Origin of the sequence: Pleomorphomonas sp. JP5 (assembly GCF_023721815.1) — a bacterium.
GTDB lineage: Bacteria > Pseudomonadota > Alphaproteobacteria > Rhizobiales > Pleomorphomonadaceae > Pleomorphomonas.
The window spans coordinates 1-21,745 of record NZ_JAMDLI010000003.1 but is presented as its reverse complement, the minus strand read 5'-3'; the positions used below and the strand labels follow the sequence as shown (position 1 = coordinate 21,745).

The 21,745-nt window shown below is 65.4% G+C and carries 20 protein-coding genes; 9 read left to right on the top strand and 11 right to left on the bottom strand.

Annotated features, from left to right (window positions below):
- Positions 1-747 carry a gamma-glutamyl-gamma-aminobutyrate hydrolase family protein gene (locus M4J40_RS03665; protein ID WP_251752202.1) on the bottom strand — a complete coding sequence of 249 codons (747 nt, stop codon included), beginning with the start codon at positions 745-747 and terminating at the stop codon, positions 1-3.
- Between the two features lie 290 nt (positions 748-1,037).
- On the opposite strand from M4J40_RS03665, the gene M4J40_RS03660 reads away from it, so the two are divergent.
- A complete protein-coding gene (locus M4J40_RS03660) occupies positions 1,038-2,144 on the top strand; it encodes a TRAP transporter substrate-binding protein (protein ID WP_251752201.1) in 1,107 nt (368 codons plus the stop codon).
- Positions 2,145-2,212: 68 nt separating this feature from the next.
- Here M4J40_RS03660 and M4J40_RS03655 read toward each other — a convergent pair whose 3' ends face one another.
- From M4J40_RS03655 to M4J40_RS03645, 3 genes are all read right to left on the bottom strand, one after another.
- The gene (locus M4J40_RS03655; protein WP_251752200.1) at positions 2,213-3,286 is read right to left on the bottom strand and encodes a D-alanine--D-alanine ligase family protein; all 1,074 of its coding nucleotides are present in this window, start codon (positions 3,284-3,286) and stop codon (positions 2,213-2,215) included.
- Positions 3,287-3,481: 195 nt separating this feature from the next.
- Positions 3,482-5,110, bottom strand: coding sequence for a TRAP transporter large permease subunit (locus tag M4J40_RS03650; protein WP_251752199.1), 1,629 nt, complete (start codon positions 5,108-5,110; stop codon positions 3,482-3,484).
- Between the two features lie 20 nt (positions 5,111-5,130).
- Positions 5,131-5,670 (bottom strand): TRAP transporter small permease subunit, encoded by a 540-nt coding sequence (locus M4J40_RS03645; protein ID WP_251752197.1) that lies wholly within the window; start codon positions 5,668-5,670, stop codon positions 5,131-5,133.
- A gap of 280 nt (positions 5,671-5,950) precedes the next feature.
- Between M4J40_RS03645 and hemH the strand changes: the two genes are divergently transcribed.
- Together hemH and M4J40_RS03635 are read left to right on the top strand one after the other, a co-directional pair.
- Entirely contained in the window at positions 5,951-6,964 is a 1,014-nt protein-coding gene (gene hemH / locus M4J40_RS03640; RefSeq protein ID WP_251752196.1) for a ferrochelatase, read from the top strand.
- A 282-nt stretch (positions 6,965-7,246) separates the two neighbouring features.
- Positions 7,247-8,677 carry a homospermidine synthase gene (locus M4J40_RS03635; protein ID WP_251752194.1) on the top strand — a complete coding sequence of 477 codons (1,431 nt, stop codon included), beginning with the start codon at positions 7,247-7,249 and terminating at the stop codon, positions 8,675-8,677.
- Between the two features lie 2 nt (positions 8,678-8,679).
- Here M4J40_RS03635 and M4J40_RS03630 read toward each other — a convergent pair whose 3' ends face one another.
- The 5 genes from M4J40_RS03630 to M4J40_RS03610 form a co-directional block, all read right to left on the bottom strand.
- On the bottom strand, positions 8,680-9,504 hold the full coding sequence (locus M4J40_RS03630; RefSeq protein ID WP_251752192.1) for an AraC family transcriptional regulator: 825 nt from the start codon (positions 9,502-9,504) through the stop codon (positions 8,680-8,682).
- A 43-nt stretch (positions 9,505-9,547) separates the two neighbouring features.
- Positions 9,548-10,021 carry a TrmO family methyltransferase gene (locus tag M4J40_RS03625; RefSeq protein ID WP_251752190.1) on the bottom strand — a complete coding sequence of 158 codons (474 nt, stop codon included), beginning with the start codon at positions 10,019-10,021 and terminating at the stop codon, positions 9,548-9,550.
- A gap of 257 nt (positions 10,022-10,278) precedes the next feature.
- Entirely contained in the window at positions 10,279-11,409 is a 1,131-nt protein-coding gene (locus M4J40_RS03620; protein ID WP_251752189.1) for a radical SAM protein, read from the bottom strand.
- Positions 11,409-12,380, bottom strand: a complete 972-nt coding sequence (locus tag M4J40_RS03615) for a WD40 repeat domain-containing protein (RefSeq protein ID WP_251752187.1) — start codon at positions 12,378-12,380, stop codon at positions 11,409-11,411. The genes M4J40_RS03620 and M4J40_RS03615 overlap by 1 nt, the downstream gene beginning before the upstream one ends.
- Positions 12,381-12,692: 312 nt before the next feature.
- Positions 12,693-13,754, bottom strand: coding sequence for a GTP-binding protein (locus tag M4J40_RS03610; protein ID WP_251752184.1), 1,062 nt, complete (start codon positions 13,752-13,754; stop codon positions 12,693-12,695).
- Between the two features lie 191 nt (positions 13,755-13,945).
- On the opposite strand from M4J40_RS03610, the gene M4J40_RS03605 reads away from it, so the two are divergent.
- The 4 genes from M4J40_RS03605 (at position 13,946) to eda (ending at position 17,467) form a co-directional block, all read left to right on the top strand.
- A complete protein-coding gene (locus M4J40_RS03605; RefSeq protein ID WP_251752182.1) occupies positions 13,946-14,482 on the top strand; it encodes a MarR family winged helix-turn-helix transcriptional regulator in 537 nt (178 codons plus the stop codon).
- Between the two features lie 118 nt (positions 14,483-14,600).
- Positions 14,601-15,539 (top strand): DMT family transporter, encoded by a 939-nt coding sequence (locus M4J40_RS03600; protein ID WP_251752180.1) that lies wholly within the window; start codon positions 14,601-14,603, stop codon positions 15,537-15,539.
- A gap of 102 nt (positions 15,540-15,641) precedes the next feature.
- On the top strand, positions 15,642-16,676 hold the full coding sequence (locus M4J40_RS03595) for a LacI family DNA-binding transcriptional regulator (protein ID WP_251752179.1): 1,035 nt from the start codon (positions 15,642-15,644) through the stop codon (positions 16,674-16,676).
- A 158-nt stretch (positions 16,677-16,834) separates the two neighbouring features.
- The gene (eda, locus tag M4J40_RS03590) at positions 16,835-17,467 is read left to right on the top strand and encodes a bifunctional 4-hydroxy-2-oxoglutarate aldolase/2-dehydro-3-deoxy-phosphogluconate aldolase (protein WP_251752177.1); all 633 of its coding nucleotides are present in this window, start codon (positions 16,835-16,837) and stop codon (positions 17,465-17,467) included.
- Between the two features lie 64 nt (positions 17,468-17,531).
- On the opposite strand, the gene M4J40_RS03585 is transcribed toward eda, so the two are convergent.
- Positions 17,532-19,781, bottom strand: a complete 2,250-nt coding sequence (locus tag M4J40_RS03585) for an EAL domain-containing protein (protein ID WP_251752176.1) — start codon at positions 19,779-19,781, stop codon at positions 17,532-17,534.
- A gap of 179 nt (positions 19,782-19,960) precedes the next feature.
- Positions 19,961-20,539 carry a biotin transporter BioY gene (locus M4J40_RS03580; protein ID WP_251752174.1) on the bottom strand — a complete coding sequence of 193 codons (579 nt, stop codon included), beginning with the start codon at positions 20,537-20,539 and terminating at the stop codon, positions 19,961-19,963.
- Positions 20,540-20,839: 300 nt separating this feature from the next.
- On the opposite strand from M4J40_RS03580, the gene M4J40_RS03575 reads away from it, so the two are divergent.
- Positions 20,840-21,193, top strand: coding sequence for a YbaN family protein (locus M4J40_RS03575; protein WP_251752173.1), 354 nt, complete (start codon positions 20,840-20,842; stop codon positions 21,191-21,193).
- A 98-nt stretch (positions 21,194-21,291) separates the two neighbouring features.
- Positions 21,292-21,745, top strand: a 454-nt coding sequence (locus M4J40_RS03570; protein ID WP_251752172.1) for a GNAT family N-acetyltransferase, incomplete at its 3' end; no start/stop codon positions are given.

Genomic DNA, 21,745 nt, shown 5'->3' with positions numbered 1-21,745 from the left:
TCAGCGCTTGGCGGCCTCGGCGGCGATCGCCGCTCCGAAGGCTTGCAGAATGGCCTTCGACGGACCGTCGGTGGTCGCCCAGTATTCGGGGTGCCACTGGACGCCCAGAGTGAAGCCGGCCGCCCCCTTCACCGAGACCGCCTCTATGGTTCCGTCCGGCGCCGTCGCCTCGACGGCAAGCCGATCGGACAGACGCGCCACAGCCTGCCGGTGCAGAGAGTTGACCTGGATCTCCTCGTCGACGATCCGGCCGAGACAGCCACCCGCGGCGATCGTCACGCCGTGACGGATGGCGAACTTGCCATCCATGTCGGGCACGTCGGGATGACGGTGGTCCATGCGATCGGGCAGGTCCTGCACGTCAGAGGCAAGCGTACCGCCCAGGGCCACATTGAGCTCCTGCAAACCGCGACAGATGCAGAGCAGCGGGATGCCTCGCTCGATGGCGCGCCGGATCAGCGGCAGACTTGTGGCGTCGCGCACCTCGTCATAGGGCCCCATCGCCTCGGTAGCCGTGACGCCATAATGCGAGGGATGAACGTTGCTCTTCGAGCCCGTCGCGACGACGCCGTCGACCCGGTCGAGCACGGCGTCGAGATCGAGGCGTGGTCCGAAGGCCGAGAGGATCAGCGGCATGCCGCCGGACACCGCCAGTACCGCCTCGAGATAGGTGGTGGGCGCGCAGTGCCAAGTGTAGCCGTCGAAGTCACGGGAGTCGGCGGTGAAGAGAACGACGGGAGTGGTCATGACTGAATCCGGAGCGATGAAACCGCCTTCTTGTTAGCCGATCCGCCGGACGGGCTGGAAGACCATTCTTTGGGCGCGGACTGCTTTTGGCGACGCCACGACGATTTTGCGCAACTTTCGGAAAAGTTTGCAGGATTGGAGCATCACCTAATTGCGCAATGCTGGTTTTTCCGCTTTTAATGCCCGCCGTGTCGGCCTGGTCTGCTCGCGGATCGAGCCGGCGATTTTGAGTTTCAAAAATGCCGCCGCGCCACGCGGGGCCAGTGAACAAGGGGCAAGGGGAGGATCGCATGGATCGTCGTCAGTTCATCAGGAAGGCCGGGCTCGTCTCCACCGGCGCCGCGGCGAGCGTGGGAACGCTCGCCATGCCGGCCATCGCGCAGTCGCTGCCGGAGATCAAGTGGCGCCTAGCCTCCAGCTTCCCGAAGTCCACCGACGCCATCTTCGGATCTTCCGAGCTGTTCGCCAAGACTGTGTCCGAGGCGACCGACGGCAAGTTCCAGATCCAGGTGTTTCCGGCCGGCGAACTGGTTCCGGCGCTTCAGGTGCTCGACGCGGTGCAGAATGACACCGTCGAGATCACCCACACCGCCTCCTACTATTTCATCGGCAAGGACCTGACCTTCGCCATCGCCACCTCGCTGCCCTTCGGCCTCAATACCCGCCAGCAGCAGGCCTGGATCCTCCAGGGTGGCGGCCTCGACCTCTTCAACGACTTCCTCGCCAACTACAATGCCGTGATGCTGCTCGGCGGCAACACCGGAACGCAGATGGGTGGCTGGTTCCGCCGCGAGATCAACACCGTTGCCGACCTCAATGGCCTGAAGTTCCGCGTTGGCGGCGTCGGCGGAAAGGTGCTGTCGTCTCTCGGCGTCGTGCCGCAGCAGATCCCGGCGCCCGACATCTACCCGGCGCTGGAAAAGGGCACCATCGACGCCACCGAGTGGGTCGGCCCCTATGACGACGAGCGCCTCGGCCTCTACCAGGTCGCCAAGTACTACTATTACCCGAGCTTCTGGGAAGGCTCGTCGGCGCTGCAGTACATGATCAACAAGAAGAAGTGGGAAGAGCTGCCGCAGGCCTACAAGTCCGTGCTGAAGGCCGCCGCCGCGCTCGCCAACGACGACATGACCGCCGCCTATGACGCCCGCAACTTCGCCGCCCTGAAGCGGCTGGTGGCGCAGGGCGTACAGCTCCGGCCCTTCAGCCGCGAGATCCTCGACGCCGCCTACGACGCCGCCTTCAAGCTCTATGAGGACGAAGCGGCGAAGAACCCCGCCTTCAAGAAGATCTACGAGCCCTGGAAGCAGTTCCGCGCCGAGAGCTATCAGTGGTTCCGCGTCGCCGAATACAACTTCGACAGCTACGTCTATTCGCAGCAGGCCGCCGGCAAGTAACCGGCGGAACGGCTCCGGCACGATGCGCCGCCCGGTCCCTCTTGAGGGGCCGGGCGGTTTTCATTTGATCAGGCGCCGAGCAGATCAGCCTCGGCATGGCGGGCGAACGCCTGCCGCACGAGGCAATCGATGACGAGGCGCATCGGCCTGCCGCTTGCCGCCATGGCCATCGGATACATGCTGATGTCGGTACAGCCGGGAATGGTGTTGATCTCGTTGAGGACGAAACGACCGTCGGCGCAGACGAAGAAGTCGACGCGGGCGTAACCGTCGCAGCCAGCGGCGCGGAAGGCGGTTGCCGCGGCCTGTCGCAGCTCCCGCTCGATATCCTCCGGCAGGGCGGCCGGCACCATCAGCGCTGCGCCATCCTTGTCGACGTATTTGGCGTCGTAGCTGTAGAAGCCGTGCTTCTCAGCCGGCGCGATCTCGCCCGGCCGCGAAACGAAAAGCGTACCGTCGTCGTCCTCAAGCACGGCGCACTCGATCTCGCGGCCGCTTATGAACTCCTCGGCGAGCAGCTTGCGATCGTATTTGAACCCGGTGGCCACCGCCGCCGCGTAGTCATCGGCGCTCGTCACCTTGCTGACACCGACCGACGACCCCTGCGACGCCGGCTTGACGAACAGCGGTAGACCGAGTTCGCGGGCGAGCGTGTCAAAGGCCGGAACATCACCGCGCCGGATCGTTGCCGACCTAGCCACCGGCAGACCGGCGTCGCGCAAGAGGCGCTTGGCGACGTCCTTGTCGAGCGTCGTCGCGGAGCCGAGCGTGTCGCATCCGACCAGCGGCAGACGCGCCACGCGAGCAAGGCCCTGCAGCGAGCCATCCTCGCCGTTCTGGCCGTGGATGAGCGGATAGAGGAGGTCGATGGGCCGAACGTCCGCGTCACCATCGATGACGACCAGCCGGCCGCCACCGCCCGGCAACAGCGACAGCTGCGGGCCACTCTCCGGACGGGCGAGCTTGCCATTTTCGAAGCTGCTGAGGCGCCATGCGCCCTCGCGGTCGACGTAGATCGGCACCGCCTCGAAGTGATCGGGATCGATCGCCCCGAGCACGTTCACGGCAGACATCACCGACACCTCGTGTTCGGTGGACCGACCGCCGAACAGGACGGCGAGACGAGGACGGCTCGACTTCATTTGTGTCACGGAAACCCCTCACGCTTGGCAGCGTGGAAGCCGCCGATCTTCAATGGCAGACGTGCCTGTCGATTATGGCGAAAATGTCCGCCCCGCCTCAGAGCATCATCCGACCGGCGTGAAACGAGGATCGACGACGATGCTTCGGAGATCACGCCTGGAGCGCCGATCTGCCCCAGTCGGACCGAACGGCGCCTAGGGAGCCGGAGACGCCCCGAAATCGGGTTGCGGCAACCCCGACGGCGCAGCCGGAACGGCGGGTGCACCAAAGTCGGGCGCGGCCGGGCTGCCGAACGGGCTTGTCCCGGACGGCGCAGGCGGCGCCCCGAAGGACGGCGCGGCGGGTGCGCCAAACGGGCTCGCCCCCGCCGCCGCGGGATCACCGAAAGCCGGCGAGGCAGGTGCCGGCGCCATGATGTCGATCTTGACCTTGTCGAGGTCGATCACCGGACGGTCCGCCTTGTAGTGCGTCACCACACCCGGGAACAGGATGACCAGGGCCACCATCACCACCTGGATGAGCACGAAGGGAACCGCCCCCATGTAGATCTGCGAGGACGTGACTGGCGCCGTCCTCTGGCCGGAGAGCTTGTCGACATACGGGTGATTGGGCGCCACCGAACGCAGGAAGAACAGTGCAAAGCCGAACGGCGGATGCATGAACGAGGTCTGCATGTTGATGCCGAGGAGCACGCCGAACCACACGAGATCGATACCGAGCTTCTCGGCAACCGGCGCCAGCAGCGGGATGATGATGAAGGCCAGCTCGAAATAGTCGAGGAAGAAGGCCAGGAAGAAAACCAGCAGGTTGACGACGATCAGGAAGCCGACCTCGCCGCCAGGCAGCCCGGCCAGCAGGCTTTCCACCCAGAGATGGCCGTTGATGCCGTAGAAGGTCAGCGAAAAGACGCGCGCGCCCAGAAGCACGAACATGCAGAAGGCCGAGAGCTTGGCCGTGCGTTCCAGCGCCTGCACCACCATCAGCATGGTCAGGCGTCGATTGATGATGGCCAGCAGCAGAGCGCCGACCGCGCCCATGGCGCCGCCTTCGGTCGGGGTGGCGACGCCGATGAAGATGGTGCCGAGCACCAGGAAGACCAGCACCAGCGGCGGCACCAGAGAGGTCAGCACCTTGCCGGCGAGGCGCCAGCCGCGCAACGTCCGCGCTTCCGGCGGCAGGGCCGGCACCCACTTCGGCCGAACGATCGACACGATGAACACGAACAGAGCGTAGAAGGCCGTCAGGATCAGGCTCGGATAGAGCGCGCCCGCGTACATGTCGCCCACCGAGCGGCCGAGCTGGTCGGCCAGCACGATCAGCACGAGGCTCGGCGGAATGATCTGGGCGAGCGTGCCGGACGCGGCGATGACGCCTGTGGCGATGCGCCGGTCATAGCCGTAGCGCAACATGATCGGCAGCGAGATGAGCCCCATGGCGATGACGGATGCCGCGACGATGCCGGTGGTCGCGGCGAGCAGCGCGCCGACGAAGACCACCGCGTAGGCGAGGCCGCCACGGATCGGCCCGAACAACTGGCCGATGGTATCGAGCAGGTCCTCGGCCATGCCCGAGCGCTCCAGCACCAGTCCCATGAAGGTGAAGAAGGGAATGGCGAGCAGCGTGTCGTTGCTCATGATCGACCAGACGCGGTCGGGGATGGCCTGGAACAGGTTGGGCGACAACAGTCCGAGCTCGATGCCGATCAGGCCGAAACCGAAGCCGCAGGCGGCGAGCGCGAAGGCGACCGGGTAGCCGATCAGAAGGAACAGCAGCATCGAGCCGAACATGATCGGCGCGAGGTTGGCGACGAGGAAGGCGGTCATGGCGGGCGATCCTCGTCCGGTCAGTTATGGGCGACGTGGGCCGGAGACGGGTCCGGTCCGTTGCCCGAAAGGAAGGCGAGGCGCTTGATGATCTCGCTTATGCCCTGCAGGCCGAGCAGGGAAAAACCGATGGGGATCAAGATCCAGGCCGGCCACAGCGGCAGGCCGCCGGCGCTCGACGACACTTCGCCGGACAAAACCTTCGACACCACCTGCGGCCAACTCAGCCAGATGGCCGCCGCCGTGAACGGCAACAGAAAGAACAGCGTACCGAGGATGTCGATCACGACCTGAGTCCGCCGGCTGAAGCGCGAGGCGAGGATATCGATCCGCACGTGCTCGCCTCGAAGCAGCGTGTACCCGGCGCAGAGCAGGAAGACCCCCGAGAAGAGGTACCATTGCCCTTCCAGCAGCGAATTGGCGGAGTAGTTGAAGACCTTGCGAACAATGGCATTGCCTGCCGACAGCAGGATCGCCGCCAAAACCAGCCAACGGGCAAAATAGTTGACGCCGACGTTCAATGCGTCGATCGCCGCGCACACCTTGAGCAAGCCTCGCATCGTCTTCCCCTGGCCGGATGTCGCCGCTCCCCGTGAGCGGCACGCGTCATTCCCGCCACCTCTTTCGCTTTTCTTGCGGAAGCCCGGCCTGCATAGCTCATTTTCAGCGAGAAGCACAAGCAACCCGCAGGGAATACGCAATACCCATATGGTCTTGGCCGATTTTCGTCATGAGTGTGGAGCGCCTCGCCTCGAATGCCCATCCTCTCGCCATAGGCCTCGCGCACCGCAACGCTTTCGGCTAGAAACTCTCTAAAGTCACAGACTGGATCGAGCCGAAATGTCGTTGCCGCCCAATCACCCCGTCGTCCCCCATGGCAAGGTCGGCGTCCTCCTCGTCAACCTCGGCACGCCGGACGGTACCGACCGCCGCTCGATGCGCCGTTATCTGGAAGAATTCCTGACCGACCGTCGGGTGATCGAGATCTCGCGCCTCAAGTGGTACCCCGTCCTCTACGGCATCATCCTCAACACCCGGCCGCAGAAGAAGGGGCGCGACTACGAGACCATCTGGAACCGGGAGCGCGACGAAAGCCCCTTGCGCACCTACACCCGTTCGCAGGCGGAAAAGCTGGGCGCTCGCCTTGGCGACGCCGTGGTGGTCGACTGGGCGATGCGCTACGGCAATCCGTCGATCGCCAGTCGCCTCGATGCGTTGCAGGCAGAAGGCTGCGAGCGCATCCTTCTCTACCCGCTCTATCCGCAATATGCCGCGGCCACGACGGCCACCGTCAACGACAAGGCCTTCGCGCATCTGATCACCAAGCGCTGGCAACCGGCGCTGCGCACCGTGCCGCCCTATCATGACGACCCCATCTACATCGACGCCCTCGCCCGGTCGGTCGAAGGCCATCTCGCCACACTGGCCTTCGAGCCGGAGGTGGTGCTCGCCTCCTTCCACGGCATTCCACAGAGCTACTTCCGCAAGGGCGATCCCTACTATTGCCACTGCCAGAAGACGGCGCGCCTCCTGCGCGAGCGCCTCGGCTGGAACGAGGACCGGCTCCGCGTCACCTTCCAGTCGCGGTTCGGGCCGGAGGAATGGCTCCAGCCCTATACCGACAAGACCGTCGAGTCGCTGGCCCGCTCGGGCGTCAAGTCGCTGGCCGTCCTGACGCCCGGCTTCGTTGCCGACTGCCTGGAGACCATCGAGGAGATCGGCGTCGAAAACGCCGACATCTTCCGCGAGAACGGCGGCGTCAACTTCGCACGCATCCCTTGCCTCAACGACGGCGACGACGGAATGGCAGTCATCGAGCACGTGGTGCGGCGCGAACTTCAAGGCTGGATTTAGTGGGCCGCGCTGCGGTCTTTCGAGCGCTTGCAAAGTTCACTGCGTCCCGCCGTCACACCACCGTCGACTACCTCCGGTTTTCTCGACCGAGCCGAATGTCGATCCTCGGAACTTCTTCCAAGGGCGCGACTGGAAAACTTTGCGCCGGCATGCTCTAATGTCTGCCGGGTACGGCATGGAAGGCACAGGCGCCGCCGTTTCACCCGTCATTAGCTATTCCCGTTGACCTGCAAGACGCGGAGATCTTCCGGCACCAGGGGTGTCGTGACAGGAGAGGTTTGAATGAATTCATCGACCGTGCATGGCACGATCACCGGTCCCATCGTCATGATCGGTTTTGGCTCCATTGGACGCGGTACGCTGCCGCTCATCGAACGGCATCTTGAATTCGACCGATCACGCTTTGTCGTCATCGATCCCAGCGACGCCGGCAAGGATATCCTCGCCTATCATGGCATTCGCTACATCAAGGCGAAGATCACCCCCGACAATTATCGCGAGATCCTGACGCCCCTGCTCACCCAAGGCGGCGGCCAGGGCTTCTGCGTCAACCTCTCTGTCGATACCGGCTCGCTCGACATCCTGAAGCTCTGCCGGGAAATCGGCGCGCTCTACATCGACACCGTCGCCGAGCCCTGGGAAGGCTTCTATTTCGACAAGAACGTCGAGCCGGCTCATCGCACCAACTACTGGCTGCGTGAGGCCGTGCGCACCGAGAAGCGGAACAGCCCCGGCGGCACCACGGCCGTCTCCTGCTGCGGCGCCAACCCCGGCATGGTCTCCTGGTTCGTCAAGGTGGCGCTGGAGAACCTGGCCCGCGACATGGGGATCGCCCACAAGCCGCCCGAAAGCCGCGAGGATTGGGCGAAGCTGATGCAGACCGTCGGCGTCAAGGGCATCCACATCGCCGAGCGCGACACCCAGCGCACTCTGATTCCCCATTCGATGGACGTCTTCCGAAACACCTGGTCGGTGGACGGCTTCGTGTCCGAAGGCCTGCAACCGGCCGAGCTCGGCTGGGGCACCGGCGAGACCTGGGAACCGGAAACGGCTCGCCACCACGACGGCGGCTGTCAGGCCGCCATCTACCTGCTCCAGGCCGGCGCCAACACGCGCGTCCGCACCTGGTGCCCGACGCCGGGGCCGCAGTTCGGCTTCCTCGTCACGCACAACGAGGCGATCTCCATCGCCGACTACTACACCGTCGGCGAGGGTTCCCACCCCGAGTATCGGCCAACCTGCCATTACGCCTATCACCCCGCCAACATCGCGGTGCTCTCCCTGCACGAAATGTTCGGCCAGGGCGGGCAGGTGCAGCAGGAAACCGAGGTGCTCTCCGAGGACAAGATCATCGACGGCGCCGACGAGCTGGGCGTGCTGCTCTACGGCCACGGCAAGAACGCCTACTGGTACGGCTCGCAGCTGACCATCGAGGAGGCGCGCAAACTCGCCCCCTACCAGAACGCCACCGGCCTCCAGGTCACTTCGGCAGTGCTGGCCGGCATGGTCTGGGCACTGGAGAATCCCGAGGCCGGCATCGTCGAGACCGACGAGATGGACCACAGGCGCTGCCTTGAAGTGCAGATGCCCTATCTCGGGCCGGTGAAGGGCTACTACACCGACTGGACGCCACTCGCCGGTCGTCCCGGCTTCTTCCCCGAGGACATCGACGAAAGCGATCCCTGGAGCTTCCGCAACATCCTGGTGCGATAGCATCAAAGATCGGCGGTGCCGACCGTTCCGGCGATCGGCACCAAGATTTCAACGCCCTCGCTCCCATCGGGACGAGGGCGTTCGATTACGAAGTTGGCGGCCAGCCGGTCGCCCGAGGCTGGCAGCAGGTCGCCGTAGATCGCCTCGTAGGCCATCGCCAACTGTTCATGCGGGCCTTCGATCACGAAACGCCGGCAAAGAGCGGCGGGAATGCGCAGCAGGGCGAAAGGCAACGGCAAGGCATCTCCCTCACCACAAACCCAACCGACAGCGCAGGTGTAGCGTGTCTGCGGGTCGCCCTGCCAGAAAGCCACCTGTCGCAAATCCCGCCGCCCCTCGTGCAAATCGCCATCGGCGAGCCGGCCCAGCAGCGCCTGCCAGAGGCTTGCGGGCGCCGTCGGATCGGCCATCACGTCGGCCGTCAATGCCGAGAGGCAGAAAGTGGGCGAGGCCACCGTCCCCTCGTCCCGAACAAACCCGTCCGACCGCGCCTTGCCGGGACGCACGATCCGCCGGTAGGCGCTTGGCGACAGGCCGGTACGACGGCGGAACGCTCGGGCAAAGGTCGTCACGTCGGCAAAGCCGCACTCCAGGGCAATGTCGAGCACACGCGCCTTGCCGGAACGCAGGCACTCGGCGGCCCTCGACACCCGCCGACCTGTCAGCCAGCAGGCCGGGCTCTCGCCGACCACCGCCGAGAACAGGCGCGAGAAGTGCGCTTCGGAATAACCGGCCCGTCTCGCCATCGCCGCGACGCTCAGGTCGTCGGCAAGCCGGCCGTCGACCCACCGCATGATGTCCTCGATGATCTGCCGGTTCGCGCGCATGCCGGCAGCATGCACCGGCGGAACGGCAAACAAAAGCAGCTGGTCAGTCTGGAAAGACCGAAGCCCAGTCGAAGGCGCCCGACGTTTCCACCGAGCCCGGCCAGGCGGCACACCATGTCGGCGGCTCGGGGTTTTCCACCCTGTCGAAGCTTGGCTGGTAGGGCTTGATGTCGAGGATCGGCGTACCATCGTCGCAGTCGATCCAGCCCGGACGGACAATACCGGCGGCAAGGTCGAGGCCGGCGAGCGCCACCACGGTCATGCAAAGCGGATTGGGGCGAAGGGGCGACCGCGTCGCGAGCACGCCCAGTCGTTCCAGTGCACCACGATAGGGGGCCGGCAGGACGAGCGGAGCCTCTCCCATCCGCTCGGCCTCGTGGGCGAACCAGTGAACGATGATCCAGCGAAAGGCATCGAGGCCGGTGAGACCATCCCGGTAGGCGGGCTCGATCTCCATGAGGGGACCCTCGGCGGTGTGGACCACACGGCCGATCGGAACAAGGCGACAAGAGGTCATGGCAGTCTCTCCGTTTTGGCGGCGACGGAAAGACCCGTGACCGTCGAACCCGAGGAGAGGTAGGCCGGACCATGACAAAGAGCGCGGCGATTTCCGCCGGCACGGCGCCAAGGTTCGGCGCTTTCTGATACCGACCGAGCGTTCGTCTCGCCAACTCAGAGCATTTGACGTGCTATGCGGCATGGACATCCCGACCAGCTCTGCCGGTGAGGGGATCTTTGATGAGCCCCTCCTTTGCCCTTGTCGCGCAGGCCTGATCACCCTTTCCAGAGCAGGGTGTCGCAGTCGCCGGGAACATCGAGCTCGGGCGGGAAATCTGGGAAGACGAAGCGCTTGCCAAGCTTCTCGAAGGTGACGAGGCCGGCGGCCCGGTCGCGCGCCACGATATGCTCGCGCCGTACTTTGCCGACGGGGCTATCGAGCGTGAAGCGGACGGCGTTGATCCAGCTCGGCGTCGTGGCTGTCAGCTCGTCCTGCAAGGCGAAGAAGCGATCGAGCGTCACGCGGAACGGCGCGGAGTGGCGGATCGGCTCCGGCACATAGATGGACAGCGTGCGCACGCGGTGATCGTCGAGCATCTCGATCAGGCGCGCCAGCACGTCGCGATGGTCGTTGACCCCGCGCAGCAGCGGAAAGTGATTGTAAAGGCGGATGCGATGCCGATCGAGCCGGTCGAGCACCGCCGCCACCTCGCCGCAGACCTCGTAGGGGTGGGCAAAATGCAGGACCAGCCGAACATCCGCCTCGGCGAGAAGATCGAGCTTCTTGTCGTCGCCGAAGATCTTCGGCGCGAAAGCGGGCGTACGCGTGTGCAGACGGATCGACCGTATGGTGGGGACGGTTCTGATACCGGAGATCACCAGGGCAAGGTCGCGCAAGGACAGCGTCAGCGGATCGCCGCCGGACAGGACCACCTCGGACACCTCCGGTCGCGTGCCTAGATAGGCGATCAGCCGATCCACCTCGGCGGAGAGCCCCTTGAGGTCGCCGCCTTCGGCATGGGCGTCGGTGAGAACGTCCTGGCGGAAGCAATACTGGCAATGACCGGCACAGACCGACGTCGGCATGAACAGCACGCGATCGGCATACTTGTGGATGATCGCCCGCGAGCCCGGCACCGGCATGTTGGCGCGGTCATCGACCCAGTCCGGCACCTCTCCCCCGGCCGGCGCGCCAAAGCGCTCGCGGGTCGGCCGAACCATCCGGTGAAGCGGCCCCTCGGTGTGACCGAGCGCGGCCAACTCCTCGTCAAGCTTGCGCTGGTAGAAGGCCGGCACCTTGATCGGCAGCAACCTCTCACGGATGGCAAGCGCCGCGTAGGCGGCGTCGAGCTCACCCTGCTCGGCTGGCATGGTCCGCAGGGAAACGGGAGAGCGAAGCGCGGTCATCAGCGTGTGAGGTCGATCAGGCCGGCAGCGCCGCTCTCGCAGCCGAAGGCCAGTTCAAGGCCATTGCCGCTCCAGGAGAGCGCCGACAGCGGCGAACCGTTCGGACGAGCGAGCAGCACTTCCTCGCGGTCGGAGAAGCGGCTCAGCAGGATCATTCCGTCGTCGTAGCCGAGGGCGGCGATCTCCTCGAGGGGATGGCAGGCGACGCGGGTCACCAGTTCCTGGCGCCCGCCAAGTTCCAGCGGCCGCTGCCCCATCGGCCCATCCTTGTGAAAGAACGGCCAGAGCACCGAGACGCCGGCGCCGGAGGTGGCGAGATAGCGCCCCTTGGTCGACCAGGACATCGACTTGACCTTGGCCGGATAGCCGGACATGCGCATGTGCTGGCCGTCACGCAGGCGCCAGCCATGCAGCGCCATCTCCTGCATGGAGGTGACGACGTTGGCGCCGTCGGGCGATAGCGTCACCGCGATATGCGAGCCCTTCCACTCCAGCTCCTGCACGGGCGCGGCGGTGCCGGGGAACCACAGGCCGACGCCGTTGTAGCCGGAAATGGCAAGCCGCAACCCTTTGGGAAAAAAGACTAGGCCCAGCGCGGCGCGCGGCCGCTCCAGCTCGTGCACCTTGCCGGTACCGTCGACCACCACCACGGTTCTCCCCGAAGCGAAGGCGACGGCGCCACCGGGTCCGGCTGCGATCACGTCGATCCACTTGCGGCCACGCTCGGCGACGAGCGTGCTCGTGCCATCGGCCGTGGTGCGCATCACCTTGCCGTCGTCACCCCCGGTGATCACCGACTTGCCGTCGGCGGCAAGCGCCGAGGCGAGGATGCCGCCCGCGTGCGGTTTCACCACTCGACCGGCGGTGCCGAGGGCTATGGCCCCGTCGCCGGTAACGAAGGTTGGCACGCCGGCCACATAATGGATGTCGATGACATAGCCGGAAAGCGGAAGCGGGGTAACCTCGGGCACGGGTGCGGCTCCGGATCATTGGTAGGAATGATGCGACCGGAGTGCGTCATCCGGCTGGCAAATGCAAGAGCGGCCGTGAACCAGAAGCCGCGAAACGGCTTCCGGCGCCAAGTGGCGCCAGCGCGAAGCGCGAAAGCCAAGGGCCGGAGGCCCGCCGGCGACTGAGGCAGATAGACCAGAAGCCGCTAAGCGGCTTCCGGCGCCAAGCGGCGCCGCGCGAAGCGAGCCTGACGTGGCGAGCATCGCCCCGTCAGGCGCAAAGCGAAGCGGAAGCCAAGGCGACGGATGTCGCCGCCGGCGCTTGAGGCTGGATCAAGCAGCAGCGGCCTTGAAGCCGGCTTCCAGCTCGGCATGATCGAGCTTGCGGCCAATGAACACCAGGCGGCTCTCGCGGGCTTCGCCGGGCTTCCAATCGCGCTGCAGATCACCTTCGACGATCATGTGCACGCCCTGCACCACGTAGCGCTTGGGCTCGTTGGGGAAGGCCAGGATGCCCTTGAGGCGCAGGATGTTGGGACCTTGCGCCTGGGTGATTTCCGAGATCCACGGCAGGATCTTGTCGGGGTTGAGTTCGCCGGTCTTCAGCGACACCGATGTGACCTCGGTGTCATGGTGCGTCTCGTGGCCATGATGGTGATGATCGTGGTCGTGATCATGGTGGTGGTGATCGTGATCGCAGTCCGGCCCGCAAACATGGTCGTGATCGTGCTCGTCGGCCTCCAGGAAGGACGGGTCGAGTTCCAGCACGCGATCGAGGTCGAACGAACCGCGGTCGAGGACGGCATCAAGCGCAACGCCCGAGCGGGTGGCCTTGTGAATGCTGGCGTAGGGGTTGAGCTGACGCAGCGTCTTCTCAACCTCGCGCAGCTCCTCCGGCGTGACGAGATCGGTCTTGTTGAGCACGATGACGTCGGCGAAGGCCACCTGGTCCTCCGCCTCAGGCGCGTCTCCGAGACGGTCGAGGAAGAACTTGGCGTCGACCAGCGTCACGACGGCGTCGAGATGGGCGAACTTCCTCACCTCTTCGTCCATGAAAAAGGTCTGGGCGACCGGGACGGGGTCGGCGATGCCGGTGGTCTCCACCAGGATGGCGTCGAAGCTGCCGCGCCGCTTGGCGAGATTCTCGACGACGCGGATCAGATCGCCGCGAACGGTGCAGCAGATGCAGCCGTTGTTCATCTCGAACACTTCCTCGTCGGTATCGACCACGAGGTCGTTGTCGATGCCGATCTCGCCGAATTCGTTGACGATGACGGCATAGCGCTTGCCATGGTCCTCGGTGAGGATACGGTTGAGCAACGTCGTCTTGCCGGCGCCGAGGTAGCCGGTGAGAACGGTGACGGGGATGGACGGGGTGGCGGCCGGAGCGGACATGCGCATCTCCACGGATAAGAGGACCGCTGTCCTAGCACGCCCTCCTGACGGACGCACGACAAAGGCGGACGGCGGCTTATGGAAAAATCTTCGGCCCCTAAATAAGTGTCATAGTTCCATGTGAAAAGGGGATCACTCAAAGGTGTAGAGCGACGGCCCGTCGGCCGGCGCCGACGACGGAGACGAGGGGCATGAGCTTCAACCATCGCAAGAGCGTCACTCACCGCCTGGTGCAGGCGGCTCGCGTCCATCGTACCCGCGCCGCGGTCCACCTCGGCCGCATCGGGCTGCATCCCGGCCAGGAGGCCGTGCTGAAGGCGCTGGCCGAGCGCGACGGCCAGTCGATGTCGGAACTCGCCGCCGAGCTCGCGGTCCAGCCGCCGACCGTCACCAAGATGATCTCCCGCCTGGGCGCACAGGGGCTGCTCACCCGCCAGACCTCCAGCGCGGACGGTCGCCTCGCCCGTGTGTTCCTGACCGACGCCGGCCGCGAGCGGGCCGGCGCGGTGGATGCCGTCTGGAAGCGCGTCGAGAAGGAAGCGCTGGCCGGCCTCGACGAGAAGGACCGGAAGCGCCTCAAGAAGCTGTTGCGCCAGATCGAAAAGAACCTCTTGCCAACCGGCGTCGCCGCCCATGCCGACGATGACGACGAAGAGATGATCGAAACCGTCGCCAAGCCGGCCGCACCGATCCTGCGCGAGGAGGCAGAGGAAGGCGCCACTGACTGACGGCGCCTTCAACGAACGGGCTTACATCGGCCAGAACAATACTTTAGTATGATTTTGAATCGATCCGGCGGCGTCTCCGCGCCGGTGCCCAGCCCGTTACCTGCCAGCGAAATCGTCGATGTCCTTTCCCGGGCCAAGTGCGCCCTCGCCCAAGCCGATCGTTCCCCCGACCCGCGCGCCGCTCAAGGCTCTGATCCCGCTGTTCGGGTCGACCATGGTCTTCGCCTGCCTTGATACGACCGCCAAGGCGATGAGCTACCATCTGCCGGTGATCGAGGTGTCCTGGTTCCGCTACGTCATCAACCTTCTGATGGCGATGGCGGTGCTGAACCCGCTGTCCTCGCCCGGCGCCTGGCGCTTCGAGCGCCCTGGGCTGCAGATCTTCAGGGCGTTGCTCCTGACGGTCATGACACTCGCCAACTTCAGCGCCCTGCACTACCTTCAGGTCGCCGAAGTGACCTCCATCGGCTTCCTGTCGCCGATGGTCATCACCCTGCTGTCGGTGGTCTTCCTGCATGAGAAGATCGGCATCCGCCGTGTCGGCGCCATTGCCGTCGGCTTCCTCGGCGTGCTGCTGATCACCCAGCCAGGTTTCGGCACATTCCATCCGGCCATGCTGCTGGCGCTGACGTCGATGATGTCCGGCGCGGTCTACAATCTCGTCACGCGCCACCTCGCCACGCGCGTCAACACCGGGTCGCTGGTGATCTCGCTCGCCGCGGTGCCGAGCCTCTTGCTGATTCCCCCGCTTCTCGTCGTCTGGCAGACGCCATCGTCACCCCTCGTCTGGGCCGGCCTGATCTTCATGGGGGCCGCCGGCGGCTTTGGCCACTTCCTGGTGATGACCGCCCATCGCTTCGCCACGGCCGCCACGCTCGCCCCCTACGGCTATGTCCAGCTCATCTGGACGGTCGTTTCCGGCTATCTCGTCTTTTCCGACGTGCCGTCGATCTGGACGCTCGTCGGAGCCGGCGTCGTCGTCGCGTCGGGGCTCTATCTCTTCCACCGCGAGCGCGTCGTGCACGCCCGCGAGATGGCGGCCGCGACGCGTTCCTGAGGGAAGCGCCGGCAGCCGGTTCCGTACGTAGGCAATTCAGTTGACGCCGCCCGTCCTTATGTTTCATGTGATCGATTGAGACGGCAGAAAACAGGACGTTCGATGACCACCAACAAACGGGAAGACCTTCGCCGATTCCGCCGCCGCCGCGTGACGCTGAGCCAGCTCGCCGCGCAGCTGGAGGTTTCGACGGCGACGGTCTCCCTGGCGCTGCGCGACAACCCGGCCGTCTCGGCCGAAACGCGCAAGCGCGTTCAGGCGCTGGCTGCCGAGATGGGCTACATCTACAATCGGCAAGCCGCCTCGCTGCGAACCGCCCGCACCGACATCGTCGGCGTGGTGGTGCATGACGTGCTCAACCCCTATTTCGCCGAGGTGTTCCGCGCCGTCGAGAGCGAGCTCGAGACCTACGGCCTCACCATCCTCATCTGCAATCATCGCGACAGCATCGAGCGCCAGCGTAACTTCGTCCAGGTGCTGCAGCAGCAGAACGCCGACGGTCTGGTGCTATGCCCGTCGGTCGGCACCACCGTCGCCGACATCGAGGCCATCATGCGCACCGGCACGCCGGTGACGCTGGTCTGCCGCGACGTCGACGGCGCCAATGCCCCGAGCGTACGGGGCGACGACCGCCACGGCATGTACGAGATCACCCGTCTCCTGATCGGCAAGGGCCACAAGGACATCGCCTTCGTCGGCGGCCTGCGTTCCACATCGTCGGGCCGCGACCGTTACGCCGGCTTCCGCGAGGCCATGACCGAAGCCGGCCTGACCCCGGTGCTCGACGTCCCCGAACTGATGACCCAGGGCGACGGCCGCAAGGCGGCTGAGATCATCGCGGGTCACTCGCCGCGCCCCTCCGCCGTCGTCTGTTTCAACGACGTCCTTGCCTTCGGCCTGATGAGCAGCTTCGCACGCCTCGGCATTCGTCCGGGCATCGACATGGCCGTTACCGGCTACGACGACGTCGACGGCTCCGAAACCTGGGCGCCAGCCCTGACGACGGTCGAAAACGGCTCCGAGGAGATCGGCCGGGAAGCGGCGCGCGCGATCTACGCGCTGATCGTCGGGGACGAGCCGCCGTTCGAGCATAAACTCATAGCTCCGCATCTGGTCATTCGGGAATCGAGTGGCTGATCCGGCCATTTTCTGCCATACCAGTGTGGAATGGTAGGATGCTCGCGGCGTCGTAGGTGATCCTGCCACCATCTACCAGCTGGTGCGAGCTGATGCTTTCATGCCGTCAGGCGCGAACAGGTTGCCACGCCAGCGAATGCCGATGCAAAGGACCCGCCATGTTCGACACCCCCGCCCTTCTCGCCGTCCTCCGCCGTGCGCCGGTGGTTCCGGTGCTGATCATCGACCGCCTGGAAGACGCCGTGCCGCTCGGCACCGCGCTGGTCAAGGGCGGCCTGCCGGCGCTTGAAGTGACCCTGCGGACGCCTGCGGCGCTGGACGCCATCCGGGCGATGAGCCAGATCGAAGGCGGCGTGGTCGGAGCCGGCACCGTGCTCGATCGCGCCCAGGCCAAGGCGGCCGTCGAAGCTGGTGCCAAGTTCCTGGTCAGCCCCGGCGCCACGCCGGACCTGCTCGACGCGGCGATTGAGCTCAATGTTCCGCTGCTGCCCGGCGTCGCCACGGCCTCCGAGGCGATGGTGGCCCGCGACAAGGGCTACCGGGTCGTCAAGTTCTTCCCGGCCGGTCCGGCCGGCGGGCCGAAGTATCTGCAGGCGCTCGCCTCCCCGCTCGGCGAAATGGTGTTCTGCCCGACCGGCGGCGTCAGCCTCGACAACGCGGCCGACTATCTCATGCTGAAGAACGTCGTTTGCGTCGGCGGCTCCTGGGTGGCGCCGGCCGATGCCGTCAAGGCCGGCGACTGGGCCCGCATCGAAAAGCTGGCAAGGGAAGCGGCGGCGATCGCCGCCTGACAGCCGCACCGAGTCCGAAAAACAGTGCCGCCGATCGGATCGTCCCGGTCGGCGACGTTTTTTGTCAGGCGCGCACTTGGGCCGCCACCCGGCTGACCAGCCCCGTCGCCTCGATCTGCGCCGGCAACATGGCGCGCGCGAACAAATAGCCCTGGCCGAAATCGACGCCGAAATGCCTGAGCATGTCGCGCTGGGCGGAGGTCTCTACGCCTTCCGCGATGACCGGTATGCCAAGGTCGTGGGCAAGCGCGGTAATGCCGCGCACGATGGAACGACTCTCGCGTTCCTCGGTAAGCGTCGCCACGAAGGAGCGGTCGATCTTCAGTAGGTCGACCGGAAAGTCTTTCAGGTGGCTCAGCGAGGCATAGCCGGTCCCGAAATCGTCGAGGGCGATCTTGATGCCCTTGCCGGCCAGCTGCGACAGCGTCGTCTGCACTTCGTCGGCCACCTTGGACAGCAGCACGTTCTCAGTCACCTCGACCATCAGGGCCGTCGGCGGCACGTCGAACTCCTCGAGCGCGGCGGTAAGGCAGTCACAGAGATCGCCCCGCCGGAACTGCGGCGTGGCGACGTTGATCGCCACGTGATCGAAGATGATGCCACGCGCGCGCCAGTCGGCGGCCTGGCGCACCGCTTCGCGAATGACCATGTCGCCGATGGCGAGGCCGAGTTGCGGGTCGTCGAGAGCAATCCCGAAGAAACCGGGGCTGGCGATGAAGCCGTCCGGCCGGTGCCAGCGCAGCAAAGCCTCGAACCCGGCCAGCACGCCCGTGCGAAGCGAGTATTTGGGCTGGTAATGGAGGCGCAGGTCGCCCCTGTCGATGGCCTGGCGGATCGCCCTCAGGATTGAGTGGCGCAGCTCGATCGCCTCGCGCATCGCCCGGTCGAACAGAACGAAACGGTTTCGCCCCTCGCCCTTGGCCTCGTAGAGGGCGATGTCGGCATCCTTGAACAACTGATCGGCGGGCGTGCCCGAAGGCGCGCGTGCGATGCCGACGGAAATGGTCACCGGGATCGATTCCGCCTCGTAGGCGATCGGCTCCTGCAGGCCGCGCATCATCTGCTCGCCGATGGCGACCAGCTCGCTCTCGCCGCCGCAGTCCGGCATCATCAGCGCGAACTCGTCGCCGCCGAGCCGGGCAACAATACCAAGTTCGCCGACCGCCTCGCGCAGCCGTCGTCCCACCTCTGCGAGCAGCACGTCGCCGGCATGGTGGCCAAGCGTGTCGTTGACCGACTTGAAGTGGTCGACGTCGATCAGATAGAGGCCAACGGTGCGAACGGGCGCCCGGAACGTCAACGCACGGTCGAGCCGCTCCTGGAACACGGCGCGATTGAGAAGCCCCGTCACCATGTCGTGCGTGGCGATGAAGTTGACCTCTTCCTCGGTCGCCCGCTGCAGCGTCGTGTCCTGCACCGTACCAAGGAGCCGAACGACCTTGCCCCGCTGGACTTCCGCTTCGCAAACGCAGCGCGCCCAGCGTCGCCGGCCGGACTCGGTGATCAGCGGTATTTCCGTCTCGAAGGACTCCCCCCGCGTCAGTACGCGGACGATCAGCCGTCGCACTTCACCGGCGGCTTCCTCCTGGCAGTACCCCAGCAGCGTCGTCAGGTCAGGCGGCGCGCCCGCCTCGTCAAGTTCCAGCAGACGATAGATCTCCGCCGACCAGATCATGCGGTCTGCGCCGACCTCATACTCCCAGCCGCCGATGCGGGCGAGACGAGCCGTCTGCTCCAGAAGGCGCCGCTGTTTGCCGATTTCCCACTTCTGAGCGGCAATCTCGGCATCCTTTTTGGCGCGGGCAATATGGTCGACCTCGCGCTCTATGCGAATGCGGCGGAGATGCAGCCGATCGACGATGGCACGCATGAGGTGCCGCAGATTCTCGATATCTGCGCTGGCCACCTTGCGAGGCTTGTCGAACATCGCCACGACGGCGCCGACGCAAAGCCCCTTCTTGACCTCGATGGGCACGCCGACGGCGGCACGCATGCCATTCTCGCCCTGCACCAGGGGATGGTCGCGAAACAACGGTTCGTTGGCGAGATCCTCGAAGACAACCGCCTTGCCGGAAATGACCGCCTGCTCGCTGACCGATGCCATGCGCGGCAGCGTCGGCACATGCCGCCCAGCGTGGGCCTTGCACCACGAACGATCGGAGTCCTGGAAAGTGATGACGGCCGCCTCGGCGCCCAGCAAGTTGCGGGCAAGATCGCAGAGGCCATCGAACTCGGGTTCGGGAGGCGTATCCAGAATGCGGTAGCGATAGAGCTCGCGCAGCCGCCTCTTCTCGATTGCGCCCGATCTGATCATCGCCCTCGACACTCCCCGGCTCGACAGAATGGTCGCAGCCGCCCCCGCAGGTTCGTAGTCTGAGAGACGATCGTTTCCAAAGGCTGAATCTCGACGCAGAAAAGCGCGGTATTCACATAAAACGACGGCCGCCGGAAAACCAGGCGGCCGTCTGGAAGGTTATTTCAGGAAAGCGATGTTCAGAGCGCAGCCGGAAGCGACAGTCGACCGACGCCTCGGGCAACAGCCACGGCCAGCACGATCTTCAGCAGATCGCCGAGGATGAACGGCACGAAGCCATAGGTGACCGCGTTCTCGGCTCCAATCAGCCAGGCCAGGAAGGCCACGCCAAGCGTCATCAGAACCACTTCGCCGGCAACGGCTGCCGCGACCACGCCCCAAAGCCGACCGGCGGTCCGCTCGACGATCAGGCCGGCAACAAAGGCGGCGCCGACGAAGCCGACGAGATATCCGGCGGTGGCCGGCTTGACGAGGAGCATCGCCAGCGATCCACCACCCGACAGCACAGGCAGCCCGATGGCCGCTTCGGCAAGATAGGTGACAACGGCGGCAGCGCCGAGGCGGGCGCCGAACAGCAGGCCAACCAGCAGCACGGCGAACGTCTGCATGGTCATCGGCACCGGGAAGAACGGCACCTCGATCTGAGACGCGGCGGCGATCAGCAGCGAGCCGAACACGACCGCCGTCACCTTGACGGCGCGGCTGGAGCTGGCGAGCGAACGGGTGAAGGCGGTGGACGGCTGGTTCAGAGTGATCAAGTCTCGGTCCTTTCCGGCGTTGCGTCGCGGCCCGGTCGATCACGACATGGCGGCCTGCGATCGCGACAGCTTTCCCGCGGACAAAAACATCAAGCCGGTGCGGCGTCAAGATGACGACGATCCAAACTATACGAGATATTACGTATACATGCAAAAGTCTCCACCGAAGGCTATTCGGGACGCCCCTGCCGCCGGCAACCGAAGCGACCGCTCGCTGGCAGTTGTCCGTTGCGAACGTCTCGCATAGTCTTCGTCGCGGCGACGGGGGGCCCTCGCTTGCCGCGACGAAACGGTTGGGGTATGCGCCAAGCCTACATGATCATCGGCTGCCTGATGGTGGTCATCGGCGCGATTGGCGCAGTGCTTCCGCTTCTGCCGACAACGCCCTTTCTCCTGATTGCCGCCGCTTGCTTTGCGCGCTCGTCGCCTCGGCTCGAAGCGTGGTTGCTGTCGCATCGCCGGTTCGGCCCGCTTCTCTCCGCGTGGCGCGAGCGAGGCGCCATCCCGCGATCGGGCAAGCTTCTGTCGACGATCGGCATGGCGCTCGGTTTCTATGCCTTCTACAAAGGCAGCGAGCCCGGCTTGCTGCTCCTGGTAATCGTTGCCGCGGTCTTCGTGCTCATCGGCGCCTACGTCTGGTCGCGGCCGGAGTGACACACGGGCGGATGCGCTGCCGCTACCAACGAGAAGAGGCAAGGGGAATGTCATCGAATGCCATAGATACCTCCCGTGTTCGCCTGCGCGCCCTCGACATGAAGGACGCACCGAAGCTTGTTGAGGCCATGAACGACTGGAACACCGCGCAGTGGCTGCCCACGGTGCCTTTTCCCTATCGCCTTGAGGATGCCACGAGCTTCATTTCCGAGAACGCACGGACGACCCCGCCTCAGGCCTACGCCATAACGTCAAGGGAGTCGGACGAGTTCATGGGTGTCATAGGGCTTGTCGGACGCCCGGTTGCCGAGCTTGGCTACTGGCTCCTGCCGCGACACCGCGGCCTTGGCCTCATATGCGAGGCGGTCGAGCAACTGATTGCCGTCCGAGACACATCCCTTGCTGCGATCTTCGCGACCGTGGACCGGGGCAACACCCCCTCTATGAAGGTTCTTGATGACGTTGCCCCCAGGAATTATCCAGTTCTGAGTTCGTTTCTGGCGTTGGTCTTTTCCTTACGGACGGCGGTGTCGGGCGTCGGCGCGGAGCCTT